The sequence below is a fragment of the Aquabacterium parvum genome (genome assembly GCF_001447195.1).
Classification (GTDB): domain Bacteria; phylum Pseudomonadota; class Gammaproteobacteria; order Burkholderiales; family Burkholderiaceae_C; genus Aquabacterium; species Aquabacterium parvum.
Map to the genome: position 1 here is coordinate 74,528 of NZ_LFRI01000045.1, position 15,910 is coordinate 90,437.

General features: G+C 65.7%; 18 protein-coding genes. 5 read left to right on the plus strand and 13 right to left on the minus strand.

Features of this window, described 5'->3' with window-relative positions; genetic code table 11:
- Nucleotides 1-22: 22 nt before the first annotated feature.
- Together ABG80_RS01110 and recR are read left to right on the plus strand one after the other, a co-directional pair.
- On the plus strand, nt 23-349 hold the full coding sequence (locus ABG80_RS01110) for a YbaB/EbfC family nucleoid-associated protein (RefSeq protein WP_058085946.1): 327 nt from the start codon (nt 23-25) through the stop codon (nt 347-349).
- A 25-nt stretch (nt 350-374) separates the two neighbouring features.
- Nucleotides 375-962, plus strand: coding sequence for a recombination mediator RecR (gene recR, locus ABG80_RS01115; protein ID WP_058085947.1), 588 nt, complete (start codon nt 375-377; stop codon nt 960-962).
- A 10-nt stretch (nt 963-972) separates the two neighbouring features.
- On the opposite strand, the gene ABG80_RS01120 is transcribed toward recR, so the two are convergent.
- Both ABG80_RS01120 and gloB read right to left on the minus strand, forming a co-directional pair.
- Nucleotides 973-2,667 carry a transglycosylase SLT domain-containing protein gene (locus ABG80_RS01120; RefSeq protein WP_083505714.1) on the minus strand — a complete coding sequence of 565 codons (1,695 nt, stop codon included), beginning with the start codon at nt 2,665-2,667 and terminating at the stop codon, nt 973-975.
- A 23-nt stretch (nt 2,668-2,690) separates the two neighbouring features.
- Nucleotides 2,691-3,467: a hydroxyacylglutathione hydrolase gene (gene gloB / locus ABG80_RS01125; protein ID WP_058085948.1), complete on the minus strand. Its 777-nt coding sequence runs from the start codon at nt 3,465-3,467 to the stop codon at nt 2,691-2,693.
- On the opposite strand from gloB, the gene ABG80_RS01130 reads away from it, so the two are divergent.
- Together ABG80_RS01130 and rnhA are read left to right on the plus strand one after the other, a co-directional pair.
- Nucleotides 3,466-4,293: a class I SAM-dependent methyltransferase gene (locus ABG80_RS01130; RefSeq protein ID WP_058085949.1), complete on the plus strand. Its 828-nt coding sequence runs from the start codon at nt 3,466-3,468 to the stop codon at nt 4,291-4,293. The genes gloB and ABG80_RS01130 overlap by 2 nt on opposite strands.
- 36 nt (nt 4,294-4,329) lie before the next feature.
- A complete protein-coding gene (gene rnhA / locus ABG80_RS01135) occupies nt 4,330-4,776 on the plus strand; it encodes a ribonuclease HI (RefSeq protein ID WP_058085950.1) in 447 nt (148 codons plus the stop codon).
- A gap of 22 nt (nt 4,777-4,798) precedes the next feature.
- On the opposite strand, the gene ABG80_RS01140 is transcribed toward rnhA, so the two are convergent.
- From ABG80_RS01140 to ABG80_RS01165, 6 genes are all read right to left on the minus strand, one after another.
- Nucleotides 4,799-5,344: a GNAT family N-acetyltransferase gene (locus ABG80_RS01140; protein WP_058085951.1), complete on the minus strand. Its 546-nt coding sequence runs from the start codon at nt 5,342-5,344 to the stop codon at nt 4,799-4,801.
- On the minus strand, nt 5,331-6,050 hold the full coding sequence (mobA, locus tag ABG80_RS01145) for a molybdenum cofactor guanylyltransferase (protein ID WP_321166023.1): 720 nt from the start codon (nt 6,048-6,050) through the stop codon (nt 5,331-5,333). The genes ABG80_RS01140 and mobA overlap by 14 nt, the downstream gene beginning before the upstream one ends.
- On the minus strand, nt 6,043-7,170 hold the full coding sequence (gene moaA, locus ABG80_RS01150; protein WP_058085952.1) for a GTP 3',8-cyclase MoaA: 1,128 nt from the start codon (nt 7,168-7,170) through the stop codon (nt 6,043-6,045). The genes mobA and moaA overlap by 8 nt, the downstream gene beginning before the upstream one ends.
- A 56-nt stretch (nt 7,171-7,226) precedes the next feature.
- Nucleotides 7,227-7,958, minus strand: coding sequence for a C40 family peptidase (locus ABG80_RS01155; protein ID WP_083505699.1), 732 nt, complete (start codon nt 7,956-7,958; stop codon nt 7,227-7,229).
- A gap of 130 nt (nt 7,959-8,088) precedes the next feature.
- Nucleotides 8,089-8,514 (minus strand): organic hydroperoxide resistance protein, encoded by a 426-nt coding sequence (locus tag ABG80_RS01160; protein ID WP_058085953.1) that lies wholly within the window; start codon nt 8,512-8,514, stop codon nt 8,089-8,091.
- Nucleotides 8,515-8,604: 90 nt separating this feature from the next.
- Nucleotides 8,605-9,084, minus strand: coding sequence for a MarR family winged helix-turn-helix transcriptional regulator (locus tag ABG80_RS01165; protein WP_058085954.1), 480 nt, complete (start codon nt 9,082-9,084; stop codon nt 8,605-8,607).
- 121 nt (nt 9,085-9,205) lie between these two features.
- Here ABG80_RS01165 and ABG80_RS23335 point away from each other — a divergent pair, with 121 nt between their 5' ends.
- A complete protein-coding gene (locus ABG80_RS23335) occupies nt 9,206-9,622 on the plus strand; it encodes a TraR/DksA family transcriptional regulator (RefSeq protein ID WP_058085955.1) in 417 nt (138 codons plus the stop codon).
- A 13-nt stretch (nt 9,623-9,635) separates the two neighbouring features.
- Here the strand turns inward: ABG80_RS23335 and ABG80_RS01175 are convergent, their stop codons facing one another.
- The 5 genes from ABG80_RS01175 to dapD all read right to left on the minus strand — a co-directional run bounded on the left by ABG80_RS01175 (nt 9,636) and on the right by dapD (nt 15,824).
- The gene (locus ABG80_RS01175; RefSeq protein WP_058085956.1) at nt 9,636-11,642 is read right to left on the minus strand and encodes an ABC-F family ATP-binding cassette domain-containing protein; all 2,007 of its coding nucleotides are present in this window, start codon (nt 11,640-11,642) and stop codon (nt 9,636-9,638) included.
- Between the two features lie 7 nt (nt 11,643-11,649).
- A complete protein-coding gene (gene prmB / locus ABG80_RS01180) occupies nt 11,650-12,552 on the minus strand; it encodes a 50S ribosomal protein L3 N(5)-glutamine methyltransferase (RefSeq protein WP_058085957.1) in 903 nt (300 codons plus the stop codon).
- Complete coding sequence (gene dapE / locus ABG80_RS01185) at nt 12,549-13,697, minus strand: succinyl-diaminopimelate desuccinylase (RefSeq protein WP_058085958.1); 1,149 nt, start codon at nt 13,695-13,697, stop codon at nt 12,549-12,551. The genes prmB and dapE overlap by 4 nt, the downstream gene beginning before the upstream one ends.
- 28 nt (nt 13,698-13,725) lie before the next feature.
- Complete coding sequence (locus ABG80_RS01190; protein ID WP_058085959.1) at nt 13,726-14,925, minus strand: PilT/PilU family type 4a pilus ATPase; 1,200 nt, start codon at nt 14,923-14,925, stop codon at nt 13,726-13,728.
- Between the two features lie 74 nt (nt 14,926-14,999).
- A complete protein-coding gene (gene dapD, locus ABG80_RS01195; RefSeq protein ID WP_058085960.1) occupies nt 15,000-15,824 on the minus strand; it encodes a 2,3,4,5-tetrahydropyridine-2,6-dicarboxylate N-succinyltransferase in 825 nt (274 codons plus the stop codon).
- Between the last annotated feature and the right edge of the window lie 86 nt (nt 15,825-15,910).

Sequence of the window (15,910 nt, forward strand, 5' to 3'; positions counted from 1 at the left end):
CCACCGATCGAAAGGACGAGCCATGCTCAAAGGACAACTCGCCGGGCTGATGAAGCAAGCCCAGCAGATGCAGGACAACCTCAAGAAGGCCCAGGATGAACTGGCGCTGGTCGAGGTCGAAGGGCAGTCTGGCTCAGGCTTGGTCAAGGTCCTCATGACCTGCAAGAACGAGGTCAAGCGCGTCACGATCGACCCCAGCTTGCTGGCGGAAGACAAAGACATGCTGGAAGACCTGGTGGCCGCAGCGTTCAACGACGCCGCCCGTCGTGCCGAGGCAACCAGTTCTGAAAAAATGTCTCGCCTGACGGCTGGCATGCCCATGCCCCCCGGCATGAAGCTGCCGTTCTGAGCGCACCCGTTCCCCGCATCCATCCATGGCCGATTCCGCCCTCGAGGCCCTGATCGAAGGCTTGCGCTGTTTGCCGGGTGTCGGACAGAAGTCGGCCCAGCGGATGGCCTATCACCTGCTTCAGCACGATCGCTCAGGCGCGGTGAGGTTGGCGCGAGCCCTGGACGTGGCGGTCTCCGAGATCGGGCATTGCACGCGTTGCCACACCTTCAGCCGCGAGCCGGTCTGCGAGGTTTGTCAGGACGAGACGCGAGACCGCTTGTCCCTGTGTGTGGTCGAGACGCCTGCCGACCAGGCTGCGATGGAGCGCACCGGCAGCTACAAAGGCCTTTACTTCGTGTTGATGGGGCGCCTGAGCCCATTGGATGGCTTGGGTGTGCGGGACATCGGCGTGGGCCCTTTGCTTGAGCGCGCCAGCGACGGGGTGGTGCAGGAGGTGATCCTGGCCACGAACTTCACTGCCGAGGGCGAAGCAACGGCCCACATCCTGGCCGATCAGCTGCGCAGCCGTGGCTTGAGGGTCACCCGCCTGGCCCGTGGCGTGCCGGTTGGCAGCGAGTTGGAGTACGTTGACCTGGGCACCATCGCCCATGCGTTCATGGACCGCCGCTGAGTCTGCTGGCTCAGCGCGCGCTGGCCATGCGAACCTTGCTGTTGGCGCGACCGTTGGCCTTGCCTTTTGCAGAGCTGGCTCGCGCGCTGCTCGCCACCTTGACCTTGCGAGCGTTGGCTTGTTTGCTGGCTTGTTTGCCTGACGACCTGCTCGCGGAAGCGAGCTGACGCTTCGAGGTCGATGGCACGTACACCACGATGCTTTGACCGCGAGCGAACGTGGCCCGAGTCTGGGTGCGATTCCATTGCGCGACTTGCTCGGCCGAGACCTTGTAGCGTCGAGCGATGCTGGCGACCGTGTCCCGCTTGCCGGCCTTGATGACGGTGCGCCGCAGCGGTGGCACATCCGGGGCCAGGGCCATCATGGCGTTGTCGGCCAGGCGCTCGGAGACATCCTGCTCGCGGTGCTCTGAGCGCGGCACCAGCAAGGTCGAGCCGGCTTTGACGAGCATCTTGGGCGGGATGTGATTGACCTCGCGAAGCGAGGCCTCGCTCATGCCCACCGACTTGGCGGCTTCGGCCGGTCGCATGGTGCGCGGCACTTGCCAGGCCGTCCAGGTGGCCAAAGGCCCTTTGTGTCGCGACAGGTTGTGAACGAACAGGTTGGCGTTGTCGTAGGGCAGCAGCAACTGCGGTGTGCCGGCAGCCAGGATGACGGGCTTGTTCTGTGAGGGGTTCAGGGCCTTGAACTCGTCGGCAGAAAGGCCGGCCAACCTCGTGGCGAGTGCCACGTCCATGTCCCGCTGGATGGGCACGCTCACGAAGTAGGGGTGGTTCTCGATGGGCGGCAAGGCCAGGCCGAAACGCTCGGGCTGCATCACGATGTTGCGCACGGCGTGCAGCTTGGGCACGTAGTGGCGCGTCTCGGCCGGCATGTTCAGGCTGAGGTAGTCGGTTGGCAGGCCCTGGCGCTGGTTGCGCTGGATGGCTTTTTGCACGTTGCCTTCGCCCCAGTTGTAGGCAGCCAGCGCGAGGTGCCAGTCGCCGAACATGCGGTGCAGGCGCTGCAGGTAGTCAAGCGCTGCGCGGGTCGAGGCCAGCACGTCGCGGCGGTCGTCGCGAAAGAGGTTCTGCTTGAGTTCGAAGTCCTTGCCGGTGGCGGGCATGAACTGCCACATGCCTGAAGCCCGAGCCGATGACATGGCCTGCGGGTTGAAAGCGCTTTCGATGAAGGGCAGCAGCGCCAGCTCGGTGGGCATCTTGCGGCGGTTGATTTCCTCGACCACGTGGTAGAGGTAGCGGCTGCCGCGCGAGGTCATGCGCTGAACGTAATCTGGCCGGCTGGTGTACCAGCGCTCGTGGTCGCTCACCAGCGACGTCTCCAGCGCGGGCAGGGCATAGCCACGGCGGATGCGGCCCCAGAGGTCTTGGGTGGCGCTGGCATCGTCGAGGTTGACCGTGGCATCCGGCTCGAGCGGATCGGTCGGCTTGCCGATGGCCTCCAGGCTGTCCGGGCGCGCCTCGGGGCTGTCGCTGCGCAAGGCGCCTGGACCCAGGTCGACCCTCAGGCCCGATGTGGGGTCTTGGCGGGTGCCGGCTGCAACACGCTGGTCACCCCAGTTCGACAGGGCCGATGCGGCCTGACGTTGGCGACTCAGCCCTTCGGATTGACGCGTCGAGGCGTCGTTGTAAAGCGTTCCGCAAGCCGAGAGCAGCAAGGTGGCGATGGCGGCAAACGGCAGGGTGAGGGCTCTTGAGAGACTCATCGGGAAGGTCTTGGCAGACATCGTCAGAACTGGTTTTTCCATTGGCGCAGGGCGACGAAGACGGACCGCGGGTCGGCATCCTGGGCGCCGTGTGCGAGGGCACTGGCCACCACGTCGGATTGGGTGCAGCGCAGGAACGGGTTGATGAGCCGCTCTGTGCGCAAGGTGCTGGGCAGCGTGGGCAAATGCTGGGCCCTGAGGGCTTCGCAGTGTGCCTGGTGCCGACCCATGTCGGGGTTGCGGGGTTCGACCGCCTGCGCAAATCGCAGGTTCGAGAGGGTGTATTCGTGGGTCGCGCAGATGCGCGTGTCGTCCGGCAGCGAGGCCAGCCGCATCAGGCTATCGTACAGCTGATCCAGGGTGCCATCGAAGACGCGGCCGCACCCGGCCGAAAAAAGCGTGTCACCGCAGAACAGATGGGGGTGATGAGGCGCTTGGCCTGTGCCCTGAGGCAGCAGGTAGGCAATGTGCTCTCGCGTGTGCCCCGGGGTGTCCAGCACGGAGAACTCGAGCCCGCCCCAATGCACGCGATCACCCTCTGCCACAACGCGTGTCAGACCCTGGATGCGCTCGTGTGCTGGGCCGTGGATGGGGATGCCGCTGTCACGCCACGCGGACAGACCCCCGATGTGATCCGCGTGGTGGTGGGTCACTAGAATGGCGGTCAGCTCCAGGCCGAGTGCCTCCAAAGCCTGTTTCACGGGCGCGGCTTCGCCTGGATCCACCACGAGGGCTTGATGGCCGTCGTGCAGCATCCAGATGTAGTTGTCGGTGAAGGCGGGCAGGGCAATCAGTTTCATGACCAAAGTCGACCCGATTATAGATTTGCACCCCTGGCTGGCCCTGGCGCCAGGCCAGTCCCTGCTCGAATGGGAGCAGCAGCAGATGGATCGGCTGGTGGCCGACGTGTTCGGCTTTCACGCGCTGCAGTTGGGCCTGCCCGAGCTCGATGCTTTGCGCGCCAACCGCATGCAGCATCGGTGGCTGGCCGTGGACGCGGCCTACCAGCGCTGGTCGCCCCCTGCTGACCTGGCGCCCCTGGTGCACGAGCCGGTGCAGGCCGAGACGGGTTTGCTCACCGGCGCCCCGCTGAGCCTGCGGTGCGATTTCGAGGCTTTGCCTTTTCCTTCGTCGAGCCTGGACCTGGTGGTGCTGCCGCACGCACTCGAGTTGGCTCGCGACCCGCACCACACGCTCAGAGAGGTCGAGCGGGTGCTGGTGCCCGAAGGCAGGGTGGTGATCGCTGGCTTCAACCCGGCCAGCCTTTGGGGTCTGTGGCAGCGCATGGGGCGCTGGGGTGCGGCATCTGCGCCCGTGTTGCCCCAAGGTGAGTTCATCGCCTACTGGCGTCTGCGCGACTGGCTGCGTCTGTTGGACCTTGAGGTCGAGGCGGGGTGCTTTGGTTGCTACCGACCCATGTTGCGTCAGCAGCGCAGCTGGGATCGCCTCGCCTGGATGGAAAATGCAGGTGACCGCTGGTGGCCGGTATTGGGCGCTGTCTATTTTGTGGTGGCCGTCAAGCGAGCGCGCGGCATGCACCTGGTGGGCAAGGTGCGTCGCACACGCATGAGCCCTGCAGCGGCGCCTGCTGTCGTGGCTCAACGCAACCAGCGCAACGAAACCTGATCAACAAACCGCGTGACTGCTAACAAGCGAGATTCGATGAGCGAGAACAACAACCCTGCGGTGGTCGTCTACACCGACGGGGCCTGCAAGGGCAACCCTGGCCGAGGTGGCTGGGGCGTCTGGATGGTCAGTGGTCAGCATCAGAAAGAGATGTGGGGCGGCGAGCGCCTGACCACCAACAACCGCATGGAGCTGACTGCCGTCATCCAGGCCCTGACCGCGCTCAAGAAGCGCTGCAAGGTCGATGTCTACACAGACAGCGAATACGTCCGCAAGGGCATCACGGAGTGGATCACCGGCTGGAAACGCCGTGGATGGAAGACCGCAGACAACAAACCCGTCAAGAACGCCGAGTTGTGGGTGGAGCTTGAAACCCAGACCCACCGGCACGACGTGGCCTGGCATTGGGTCAAGGGGCACGCGGGTGACCCTGGCAACGAAAAGGCCGATGCGCTGGCCAACCGCGGTGCAGCCGAAGCCTGAGGCCAGGGCCTGGTTTCGGGCCTCAGAGGATGAGGACCATGGTCAGCTTGTCGTGGTAGCGGACCTGGCCAGGCCCCTCGACCAGCTTGATGGCATGCGGCAACACGCCGCAGCCTTGAAAGCCCACTCGCTCGTAGAGGCGGATGGCTGAGTTGCTGGACGTGCTCACGCGCAAGGTGATCTGCTCCAGGCCGATGGCTTGCCTGGCTTCGGCGATGGCCGCCTGCACAAGCCGGATGCCAATGCCGCGCCCGGTGTGGCTCGGGTGCACCATCATGCTGTTGAACTCGGCGCTGTGGCGCAGCTTGGCCTGGGTTTGCCGCTCCAGGCCGATCATGCCGATCAGCTCCCTGCCGTCCCAGGCGCCCAGCAGGAAGGTGCCGCCCAGCGTTTCACCCATGCCGAGCCGCCACAAGTAGCTCTCCGGTGGGCGAGACTGTTCGCTGTCGATGTCGGCGTCGAAAGCATCTGGGTGCAGGCGCAAGGCTTCGTCCCTCAAGCGCTTGTAGGCGCCGAGGTCCGCCGCGGTGATGCGGCCAACGCGCACCTGGGCGTCAGCGTCGCTCATCTGCAGCCTCCAGTGTCTCCAGGGTGTTCATGTTCTCGAAGTCGCATGCTGGCGCGAAGGATACCGCCACCCAGCGCTGAGAGCGGATCCATTGTCCGACTTTGCGTTCACCCTTCACGAAGGCCGCCGCCAGATCAGGGGTCACCCTCTTGTGGATGAGGGCGCAGGTCCAGTGGAGTCTTTCTTCCAGCGCGTCCTCTCCGGGCTCCTCCGTGCGTGGGACTGCGATGTCGGCCCCCGCATGGCGGGCGGCCGCCAGCAAGCGTTCAACCAGGTGAACGGGCAGGTTCGGGGTGTCGCAGGCGGCCAGTTGCAGCCAATCGCTCGGGCAGTGTTGCAGGGCGGTCAAGATGCCGGCCAGGGGGCCGCTGCGGGGGGGCAGCTCGGGTGAGTCAGGATGGACGCCTGCGTTGCCTGGGCCGCTTGCACTGGGCTCGAGAGATTTGACGCTGGCTTGGCAGGCGCGCTGAAGCAGCTGCGCGTAGTTGGCTTGGTTGCGGTTGGCGCCCACCCCCAGCTTGTCTGCCTGTGTCCGCAAGGCCTCCAGCACCCACTGAGCCAACGGTTGTCCTCGCCAGGGCTGCAGTCCTTTGTCGACGCCGCCCATGCGCAGACCTTCCCCGCCCGCCAACACCCATGCGGTCACCTGGACCTTGGGTTCTGGCGCGGCTGCATCCGCGCATGGAGTGGGCAATCGCTCAGCCACCGATGTAGCTCATTTCCACCCGGTCCCCGAGCCCTGTGGGTGGGCTGGACTGGCGCAGTTCGGAGTAGCGGTCATCGCGGGCCTGCCACAGGGCGGCGATGCGGCGCCTGAGTTCGTCGTCGCCGATGTGGGGGTTGCGCAGCAGGGCGCGCAAGTCATGGCCACGTGTGCCGAACAGGCAGGTGTAGAGGCGACCATCGGTGGACAAACGCAGTCTGGTGCAGTCGCCGCAGAAGGCCTGGGTGACGCTGGAGATGAAGCCGACGCCTCCAGCGCCGTCGGCATAGAGCCATCGCTCGGCGGTGTCGGCGGCATGGACCGGGCTGGCGGGCAAGAGTGGCCACTGTGCTGCGATGCGCTGACGCACCTCGCTGGAGGGCACCACCTGGTCAAGTTGCCATCGGTTGGTCTTGCCCACGTCCATGTATTCGATGAAGCGCAGCTCGACCCCAGTGCCTCGGAAGTGGCGAGCCAGCGGCAGGATCTGGTCGTCATTGGCGCCTCTTTGCACCACCATGTTGACCTTGATGGGGCCCAGTCCCGCATGCTGGGCTGCCTCGATGCCGGCCAGCACGTCGTCCACGTGCAGGCCGCTGTCGCTCATGCGAGCGAAAACAGCCTGGTCCAGGCCGTCGAGGCTGATGGTCACTCGCTGCAGGCCGGCCTCTTTCAAGGCACGTGCTTGCCGCGTGAGCAAAACGCCATTGGTCGTCAGCGCGATTTCGGGCGCGACCCCTTGGGGTGTTTTCAAGGCGGCGAGTTGGCTCACGAGCGCCGGCAGGTCTTTGCGCAGCAGGGGTTCGCCGCCCGTCAGTCGCAGTTTGCGAACCCCCAGTGCCAGGGCGGCGCGGGCCGTGCGGGTGATCTCTTCGAAGCTCAGCAGGTCTTTGTGGGGCAGGAAGCGGTGTTGCGTGCCGAAGGTGGCGCGCGGCATGCAATACGGGCAGCGGAAGTTGCACCGGTCGGTGACCGAGATGCGCAGGTCCTGCAATGCGCGCTGCCGCTGGTCTCGAAGGGTTGCGGGCAGTTCATCCAGCGCAGGCGGCATGGCGCGAAGCTGGCTGAGTTTTTCTGCTGCGATGGGGATGATGGCTACCCGCGGGGCGGCGTCTGGCGTCATGGCGTCATTGTGCCGCCAATGTCGGCACCCCATCGCGCCTGGGGGCTCCCGAGGGGTCAGTTGTTGGTGCCTGCCGCAGGGGTTGCCTGGGCCGAAACCGATGGGGCTCGGCGCGCACCGTTGTAGCGTTGCTGCCAGTAGGCCTGGCGCATGTCTTCGACGCGAACGTGACCACCGGCGCGTGGCGAGTGGATGAACTTGTTGTCGCCGATGTAGATGCCGACGTGGGAGAAGGTTTGGCGCAAGGTGTTGAAGAACACCAGGTCACCCGGCTTGAGTTCGGCCTGTTGCTGGACCGGGATCAGCTGGGGCGAACGGGCTTGTTCCGACGCGCGACGCGGCAGGATGAGGCCGACGCTGTTCTCGAACACATGGCGGGTGAACCCGCTGCAGTCGAAACCTGTTTCTTCGGAGTTGCCCCCTCGGCGGTAGGGCACGCCCAGGAAGTTCATCGCCGACAGCACCAGTTCGGAGGCGAGGTCGGTCGCGGTGTTGCGAACCTGCTGTGCCAGTTCGGCGACCGGTCGTGTGGAGGGGATCAGGCCCTTGTCTGAGAGGAACCTTGCCACCGGGTCTTCGCTGGACGTGGCGGCGGAAGCGCCCACGGCAGGCGGCACGCTGGCTTGCTGCGCCAGCGCGGTGTGTGGCAGGAGATGGCAACTCAGCAGCAAGGCACCAGCGAGAACAGCTCGATGGGCTCTCAGCAGGCGGCTGGGTTGCGATCCGTGCCCGGCAGGGAAGACGGTGGCTCGGGGCCGCCGGCTGGCGTGTCGGGTCGTCAAAGGCATGGGTCGCAAGGGTAGGCGGCGCAAGCCGCCCCGTCAACCTCGGTATCTAATGGATTACGTGAGGTTAACACCCTTTCTTGGGCCTATTGCGGAGGCCGTCGGTTGCGGCTCCGCGCCCCTGGAAGCTCCGTCAGACCAGCTCGAGGTTGACGGTGATGTTGCCCCGCGTGGCGTTGGAGTAGGGGCAGACCTGGTGGGCGGCATCGACAAGTGCCTGGGCTGCCTCACGTTGCATGCCTGGCAGCGTGATCCGCAGTGTCACGGTGATGCCGAACCCCTGCGGGATGGGGCCGATGCCGACGTCTGAAGAAATCTGGGTGCCGGCGGGCAGGAATTGCTTGTTCTGGGCCGCAACAAAACCCATGGCGCCGAGGAAACAGGCGCTGTAGCCAGCTGCGAAAAGTTGTTCCGGGTTGGTGCCGGCGCCGTTGCCGCCCATCTCCTTGGGGCGGGCCAGGGCCACGTCCAGCTTGCCGTCGTCGCTGGTCGCGCGACCGTCTCGGCCACCGGTGGCTGTGGCATGGGCTGTGTAGACGATTTGGGTGGGAGATGCCATGTCGGGGTCCTCTTGAGAAAGATTGCGTGCAATCGATTTGTGGATTTTGCGCCCGGGCAGCTGAAAAGGCGGAGTCGACCGCCAAAGACCTCAGTTGGATCGAGGTTGTCCTTGCAGGCGTTGACGCAGGTCGTGCAAGCGCAGGCGAAGCTCGACCACGGCGTCCAGCTCGCCCCCAACCTGGCACATCACCGAGGCAGGGATGCTGCTGGCCGCGAGTTTGAGCTGGCTGCCAGCGTCGGTCAGGCGGATGCGCACGCGTCGCTCATCCGTGTGGTCGCGCTGACGCGAGACCAGCCCAGAGCCCTCAAGGCGCTTGAGCAGCGGGGTCAGGGTGCCGGAGTCCAGTTGCAACAGCTCTCCGAGTTCATGCACGGCGCGGTCGTCGCGCTCCCAGAGCACGAGCATCACCAGGTACTGAGGATAGGTCAGCCCCAATGGCGCCAGCAGAGGCTTGTACAGCTTGGTCATGGCCAGCGAACTGGCGTACAGGGCGAAGCACAGTTGCTGGTCGAGCCTGAGCAACTGGTCCGGGCCTGGTGGCGAGGGCGCGTGGTTGGGATCGGACATGGCGTGATGTTAGGCCCATGGCGCCGCAGCGGGTGCTTGATGCGGAGCAAGGCCCTGATTCTGGCTGGCTCCTAAGCTTGACCCGTGAACAAATGCGCATTGAGCGCGAGCAGGAGCATCGATGTCGGCCATCCTCCGTCCCGGGTCAGTCCCGGTTGATCCGGGAGTCATCCAACTTGATGGCCTCAAAGCCAGGCTGGAAGAACGAGCCCTTGAGTTGTCTGCCCAGGACGTGGCCCTGCGCGAGCGCCTGGCCAGCGAGCAGGCTGTGACGGCCAACACGTTCGTTGCTGGCACCGAAGCCGCTTGCGCGGCGGAGGCCGACGACGAGGTGATCGCGATGCTGCACCATGAGCAGGAAGAGCTGAGGGCCATCCAGGGGGCCTTGGCGCGGATGGCGGAGGGCAGTTATGGCTTGTGCCTTGAATGCGGCGAACCCATCGGGGCTTTGCGCTTGAGCGTGTTGCCCGAAGCTGCCCTATGCGTGGGTTGTCAGGCCATGGCTGAGCACCGAGCGGCGCACCAAGCGGTGCGCTGAGCTTGGTCGGTGCTCAGCTCCCGAGTTGCTCGATCTCTTCGGTGAGTTCCAGCCACCGGGACTCGAGCGCCTCGATTTCGTCGCCCAGGGCCTTGAGGCGTTTGCCCAGTTCGGCCCGTTCGGCTCCGTTCAGGGCGCCTTGACCCAGTTGGGCCGTGATCTGCTCCGACTCGGCCTGTGCGGCCGCCAGTCGGGTGTCGATGCGCTTGAGTTCCGCTTTGAGGGGCTTGGCTTGCTCGGTGGCACGTTGGCGAGCTTGGGCGTTCGCCTTGCGGTCTTCCTTGCGGTTGCCAGCCGATGCATCTGTTGCAGTCGCTTGGGTGGGCGATGGCGCGGGTGAGGGGACGGGGGCTTCGTTCGTCCCCCGCTGATCTCGTGCGGCGCGGGCCGCAGCCGCCACCGCGCGGGACTGATCCTGCAACCACTTCTGGTAATCGTCGAGGTCGCCGTCAAAGGTGCTGACGCCGCCTCGCGTGACCAGCCAGAATTCGTCGCAGACCTCGCGCAGCAAGGCCCGGTCGTGGCTGACCAGCATGACCGTGCCTTCGAACTCGTTGAGCGCGATGCTGAGCGCTTCGCGGGTGGTGAGGTCGAGGTGGTTGGTGGGCTCGTCGAGCAGCAGCAGGTTGGGGCGTTGCCACACGACCAGCGCCAGCACCAGGCGGGCCTTTTCGCCGCCGCTGAACTGGCCGACGGGTTGCGAGACCATGTCGCCAGTGAAGCGAAAGCGCCCCAGGAAATCGCGCAGTTCCTGCTCGCGTGCCTGCGGGCCCACTTCCCTGGCCAGGCGGATCATGTGCGCCAGCGGGCCTTCGTCGGTGCGCAGCACGTCGAGCTCTTGCTGAGCGAAGTAGCCGATGCTCAGGCCCTTGCCTTCGGTGACGTCGCCAGCGATGGCGGGCAGCATGTGGGCCAGGGTCTTGACCAGGGTGGATTTGCCCTGGCCGTTGGCGCCCAGGATGCCGATGCGCTGGCCTGGCAGCACCGAGCGGTTGACGCCGCGCACGATGGTGATCGGCTCGGCATCTTCGCTGGCGGGCAGGTAGCCGCATTGCAGGTCTTGCATGACCAGCATGGGGTTGGGCAGGCTGGCGGGCTCGGGGAAGCTGAATTCGAAGTCGCTGGCCGTGAGCACGGGTGCGAGCTTTTCCATGCGCTCCAGGGCCTTGACGCGGCTTTGGGCCTGGCGGGCCTTGCTGGCCTTGGCCTTGAAGCGGTCGATGAACTTTTGCAGGTGGGCGATGCGCTCTTGCTGCTTGCCGTAAGCGGCCTGGTGCTGGCTCAGGCGTTCGGCGCGCATGGCCTCAAAAGCCGTGTAGCCACCGGTGTAACGCGTCAGCTTGCCTTCGTCGAGGTGCAGGGTGACACGGGTGATGGCGTCGAGGAACTCGCGGTCGTGGCTGATGATGATCAGCGTGCCCTCGTAGCGTTGCAGCCAGCTTTCCAGCCAGACCAGGGCATCGAGGTCCAGGTGGTTGGTGGGCTCGTCGAGCAGGAGCAGTTGAGCCGGGCACATCAGGGCGCGGGCGAGCTGCAGGCGCATGCGCCAGCCACCCGAGAAGCTGTTGACGGGTGCGGTGGTCTGCTCAAGCTGGAAGCCCAGGCCGAGCAGCAGGGCCTGCGCGCGGGCGTGGGCGTCGAAGTCGCCGGCATCGGCCAGGGACATGTAGGCCTCTGCGATGGCGTTGCCGTCGTCTGCGGCCTCGGCGTTGGCGAGCGCCTGGCGGGCTGCCATCAGGCGCGTGTCACCTTGCAGCACGAACTCGGTGGCGGGCTCGTCGGTTTCAGGCATGTTCTGCGCGACCTCGGCCATGCCGCCGGGTTGCAGCCAGCTGGGCGGGATCTCGACGTCGCCTGCGTCGGCTTGCAGGCGGCCGGCCAGCAGCGAGAACAGCGAAGACTTGCCGGCGCCGTTGCGGCCGATCAGGCCGACCTTCTCACCGGGGTGCAGGGTGGCGCTGGCGCCGGCGAGCACGGGCTTCGTGCCCCGCAACAGGGAAACGTTCTTGAGGTTGATCATGGGAGGCTCAGGCCAGGTGCGTGCCGGGGGTGTCGCCCAGCAGCAGCGCGTCGCGCGTGACGAGCAGCAGTTGGTCGTCGCCCGCAGAAGTGGGCAGCCAGGTCACTGCAAGGTCGGGAAAGGCGCGCTCGAAGTTCGCCCTCTCGTTGCCGATTTCCAGCACCAGCACGGCGTCTTCGCTCATGAATTGGTCGGGCTCGGCGCGCAGGGCAGCGAACAGGGCGCGCGTGAAGTCCATGCCGTCGGTGCCGGAGGCCAGGGCCAGCTCGGGTTCGGCGCGGTACTCGGCAGGCAGCTTGGCCATCGAGTCGGCGTTGACGTAGGGCGGGTTGCAGAGGATCAGGTCGTAGGGGCCGTTGACCTGACTCAGGGCATCGCTTTGCAGCAGGGTGATGCGGTCTTGCAGGCCGTGCTGCTCGACGTTGATGCGGGCCACGGCCAGTGCGTCGGGGCTGATGTCTGCGCCATCGACGCTGACGTCGGGGTAGGCCATGGCGGCGAGCACGGCCAGGCTGCCGTTGCCGGTGCACAAATCGAGCACGCGCTGGGTGTGGTCGCTCAGCCAGGCGTCGATGCTGCCGTCGGCGAGCACCTCGGCGATGAAGGAGCGCGGCACGATGGCGCGTTCATCGACGTAGAAGGGCACGCCTTGCAGCCAGGCCTGCTTGGTGAGGTAAGCGGCGGGCTTGCGGGTGGCGATGCGCTCTTCGATCAGGGCGTCGGCCTGCTGGCGTTCTTCGTTGCTCACGGCGCGCTGCTCGTTCTCATCGAGCGCGTCGAGGGGCAGCCCCAGGCGCCACATCACCAGCCAGGCGGCCTCGTCGAACGCATTGGTGGTGCCGTGGCCGTAGCCGACTTGCGCGGCGTCCAGGCGAGCGGCGGCTTGTTCGATCAATTCGACGAGGGTCACGCCAGCAGCCTTTCCAGGGTGCCGAGGTAGATGTCCTTCAAAGGCTCGATGTCGGCGACGCGCACGTGTTCGTCGATTTGGTGGATGCTGGCGTTGACAGGCCCGAACTCGACGACTTGCGGGCAGATCTGAGCGATGAAACGACCGTCGGAAGTGCCGCCGGTGGTGGACAGCTCGGTGGTGACGCCTGTGACCTGCTTGATGGCGGCCGAAATGGCGTCAACGAGTGGTCCTTTGCGGGTCAGGAAGGGGCGTCCGCCCAGCGTCCAGTCGATGTGGAAGTCCAGGCCATGCTGGCGCAGCACGTCTTCAAGGCGCTGCTGCAGCGATTCGGGCGTGGACTCGGTCGAGAAGCGGAAGTTGAAATCAACGACCACCTCGCCGGGGATGACGTTGTTGGCGCCCGTGCCTGCATGGACGTTGGAGCACTGCCAGGTTGTGGGCGGGAAGTGGTCGTTGCCCTGGTCCCAGGCGATGGTGACCAGCTCGGCCAGGGCGGGGGCGAGCTGGTGGATCGGGTTTTTGGCCAGGTGCGGGTAGGCGATGTGGCCCTGCACGCCCTTGACGCGCAGCTTGCCCGAGAGCGAGCCGCGGCGGCCATTCTTGATCATGTCGCCCACCTGCTTGACCGAGGTGGGCTCGCCGACGATGCAGGCGTCCAGGCGCTGGCCTTGTTGCTGCAGCCATTCGCAGACCTTGACCGTGCCGTCCACAGACGGGCCTTCTTCGTCACTGGTGATGAGGAAGGCGACGCTGCCGGCGTGATCAGGGTGGCGGGCCACAAAGGCCTCGGTGGCCACGACCATGGCGGCCAGCGAGGTCTTCATGTCGGCGGCGCCACGGCCGAAGAGCAGGCCATCGCGATGCGTGGGCACGAAGGGTGGCGAGGACCATTGATCGAGCGGGCCGGTGGGCACGACGTCGGTGTGGCCGGCAAAAGCCAACACCGGTGCGGAGGCATCGCGGCCGCGTTTGATCGCCCACAGGTTGGTCACCGGCGCGTTGGGCGGGCCGAAGACCAGGGTGTGGCACTCGAAACCCAGGGGCCTCAGGCGCTCGACCATCAGTTGCTGGCAGTCGAGGTCTTCGGGGGTGACGGAAGGGCGGGCGATCAGCGCCTCGGTCAGGCGCAGGGTGTCGGTCATGATGCTTGGTGTCGGCGCCTTGGGCGTCTCAGTGTCGGATGCCGCCGAAGTTGGAGGCGGGGTCTTCGGCGTGCACGTCCAGGGTGATTTCGGTGAACGAGGGGCCGTGTTCTTCTTCGGCCGGCTTGGCGATCAGCTTGGACTGGGTGGCCGTGCTGTTTTGCAGGCGCCACATCAGGTTGGTCGGCGAGTCGGAGTTGATCAGGCCTTCGTCGCGGCTGACGATGCCTTCGTTGATCAGTCGGGCGATGTCTTGCTCGTAAGTCTGCGAGCCTTCTGCCATCGACTTCTCCATCGCTTCCTTGACGCCATTGAAGTCGCCTCGGTCGATCATCTCGGAGACCAGCGTGGTGTTGAGCAGGACCTCGACCGCTGGCACCCGGCCGCCGGCGCTGGGGCCGGCTTCGGCTTTGAGCAAGCGCTGAGAGATGATGGCTTTGAGGCCCGAAGCCAGGTCGGAGAGCAAGGCTGGCCGGGCTTCCGGCGTGTAGAAGGACAGGATCCGGCCGAGCGCGTGGTAGCTGTTGTTGGCGTGCAGGGTCGACAGCACCAGGTGGCCCGACAGCGCGTACGAGATGGCGGCCGTCATGGTCTCCCGGTCGCGGATTTCGCCGATCAGGATGCAGTCAGGGGCCTGGCGCAAGGCGTTCTTCAAGCCGACTTGCAGCGATTGCGTGTCGCGGCCGACCTCGCGCTGGTTGACGATGGACTTCTTGTTTGAAAACAGGAACTCGAGCGGGTCTTCGATGGTGAGGATGTGGCCAGTCATGCGCTGGTTGCGATGCTCCAGCATCGAGGCCAGCGTGGTGCTTTTGCCAGTGCCGGTGGCCCCGGCCAGGATGATCAGACCGCGCTTTTGCAGCACCAGTTCGCTGAGCACGGGCGGCACGTTGAGCGTGTCCAGCGCCGGGATGTCGGAGGGGATGTAGCGGAACACCGCAGCCACCGAGCCGCGCTGCTTGAACGCGCTCAAGCGGAAGATGGCCACACCAGGGATGGTGATGCCCATGTTGAGCTCGCCGGTCTCGTCGAGCTCTTCCATCTGTGTGGGAGAGATCATCTCAGCCAGCAGTTGCCGAGGCTGAGAGGGCGTGAGGACCTGGTCGGTCAGCTGCATGATCTGACCGTTGATCTTGATGAGGATCGGCGTCTTGGCCGACAGGAAGACGTCCGACGCCTTCTTCTCGGCCATCAGACGCAGCACGCGTTCGAGGTTGCCTCCACTCATCGATCTCTCCTCAGCTGTTTTTGCAAGGGTTCAGACAAGAAGGGCCTGCATGCTGCAGGCCCGGGTCCAGCGCATCAGGCGCCGCGCAGCAGGTCGTTGATGCTGGTCTTCGAGCGCGTCTGGGCGTCCACGCGCTTGACGATGACCGCGCAGTACAGCGAGTACTTGCCGTCGGCCGAAGGCAGGTTGCCCGAGACCACCACCGAGCCAGCGGGGATGCGGCCGTAGCTGACTTCGCCCGTGGCGCGGTCGTAGATCTTGGTCGACTGGCCGATGTACACGCCCATCGAGATCACCGAGTTCTCTTCCACGATCACGCCTTCGACCACTTCGGAGCGCGCGCCGATGAAGCAGTTGTCTTCGATGATGGTGGGGTTGGCTTGCAGGGGCTCCAGCACGCCACCGATGCCGACACCACCCGACAGGTGGACGTTCTTGCCGATCTGGGCGCAAGAGCCGACGGTGGCCCAGGTGTCGACCATGGTGCCTTCGTCGACGTAGGCGCCGATGTTCACGTAGGACGGCATCAGGATCACGTTCTTGGCCTGGAAGGAGCCGCGACGGGCCACGGCCGGCGGCACCACGCGCACGCCGGTGGCCTTGAGTTGCTCGGCCGACATGCCGGCGTACTTGGTGGGCACCTTGTCGTAGAACTGCAGGGCGCCGTCGCCCATGGGCACGTTGTCGTTGAGGCGGAAGCTCAGCAGCACGGCCTTCTTGACCCACTGGTGGGTTTCCCAGGCGCCGTTGATTTTCTCGGCCACGCGCAGCTTGCCGGTGTCCAGGGCGTCGATGATGTGGTTGACTGCGTCACGAACTTCGGCGGGGGCGCTGGCAGCGGACAGCTCGGCGCGGTTTTCCCAGGCCTGGTCGATGGTGTTTTGCAGGGCTTGGCTCATGTTTTGGCTTTCTATCGGAGAGCGTATCGGAGGGGGTGTCCGCGAGCGGCTGGGGGCTGCTCGAGGGAGATGAGGGGTTTGTGTGC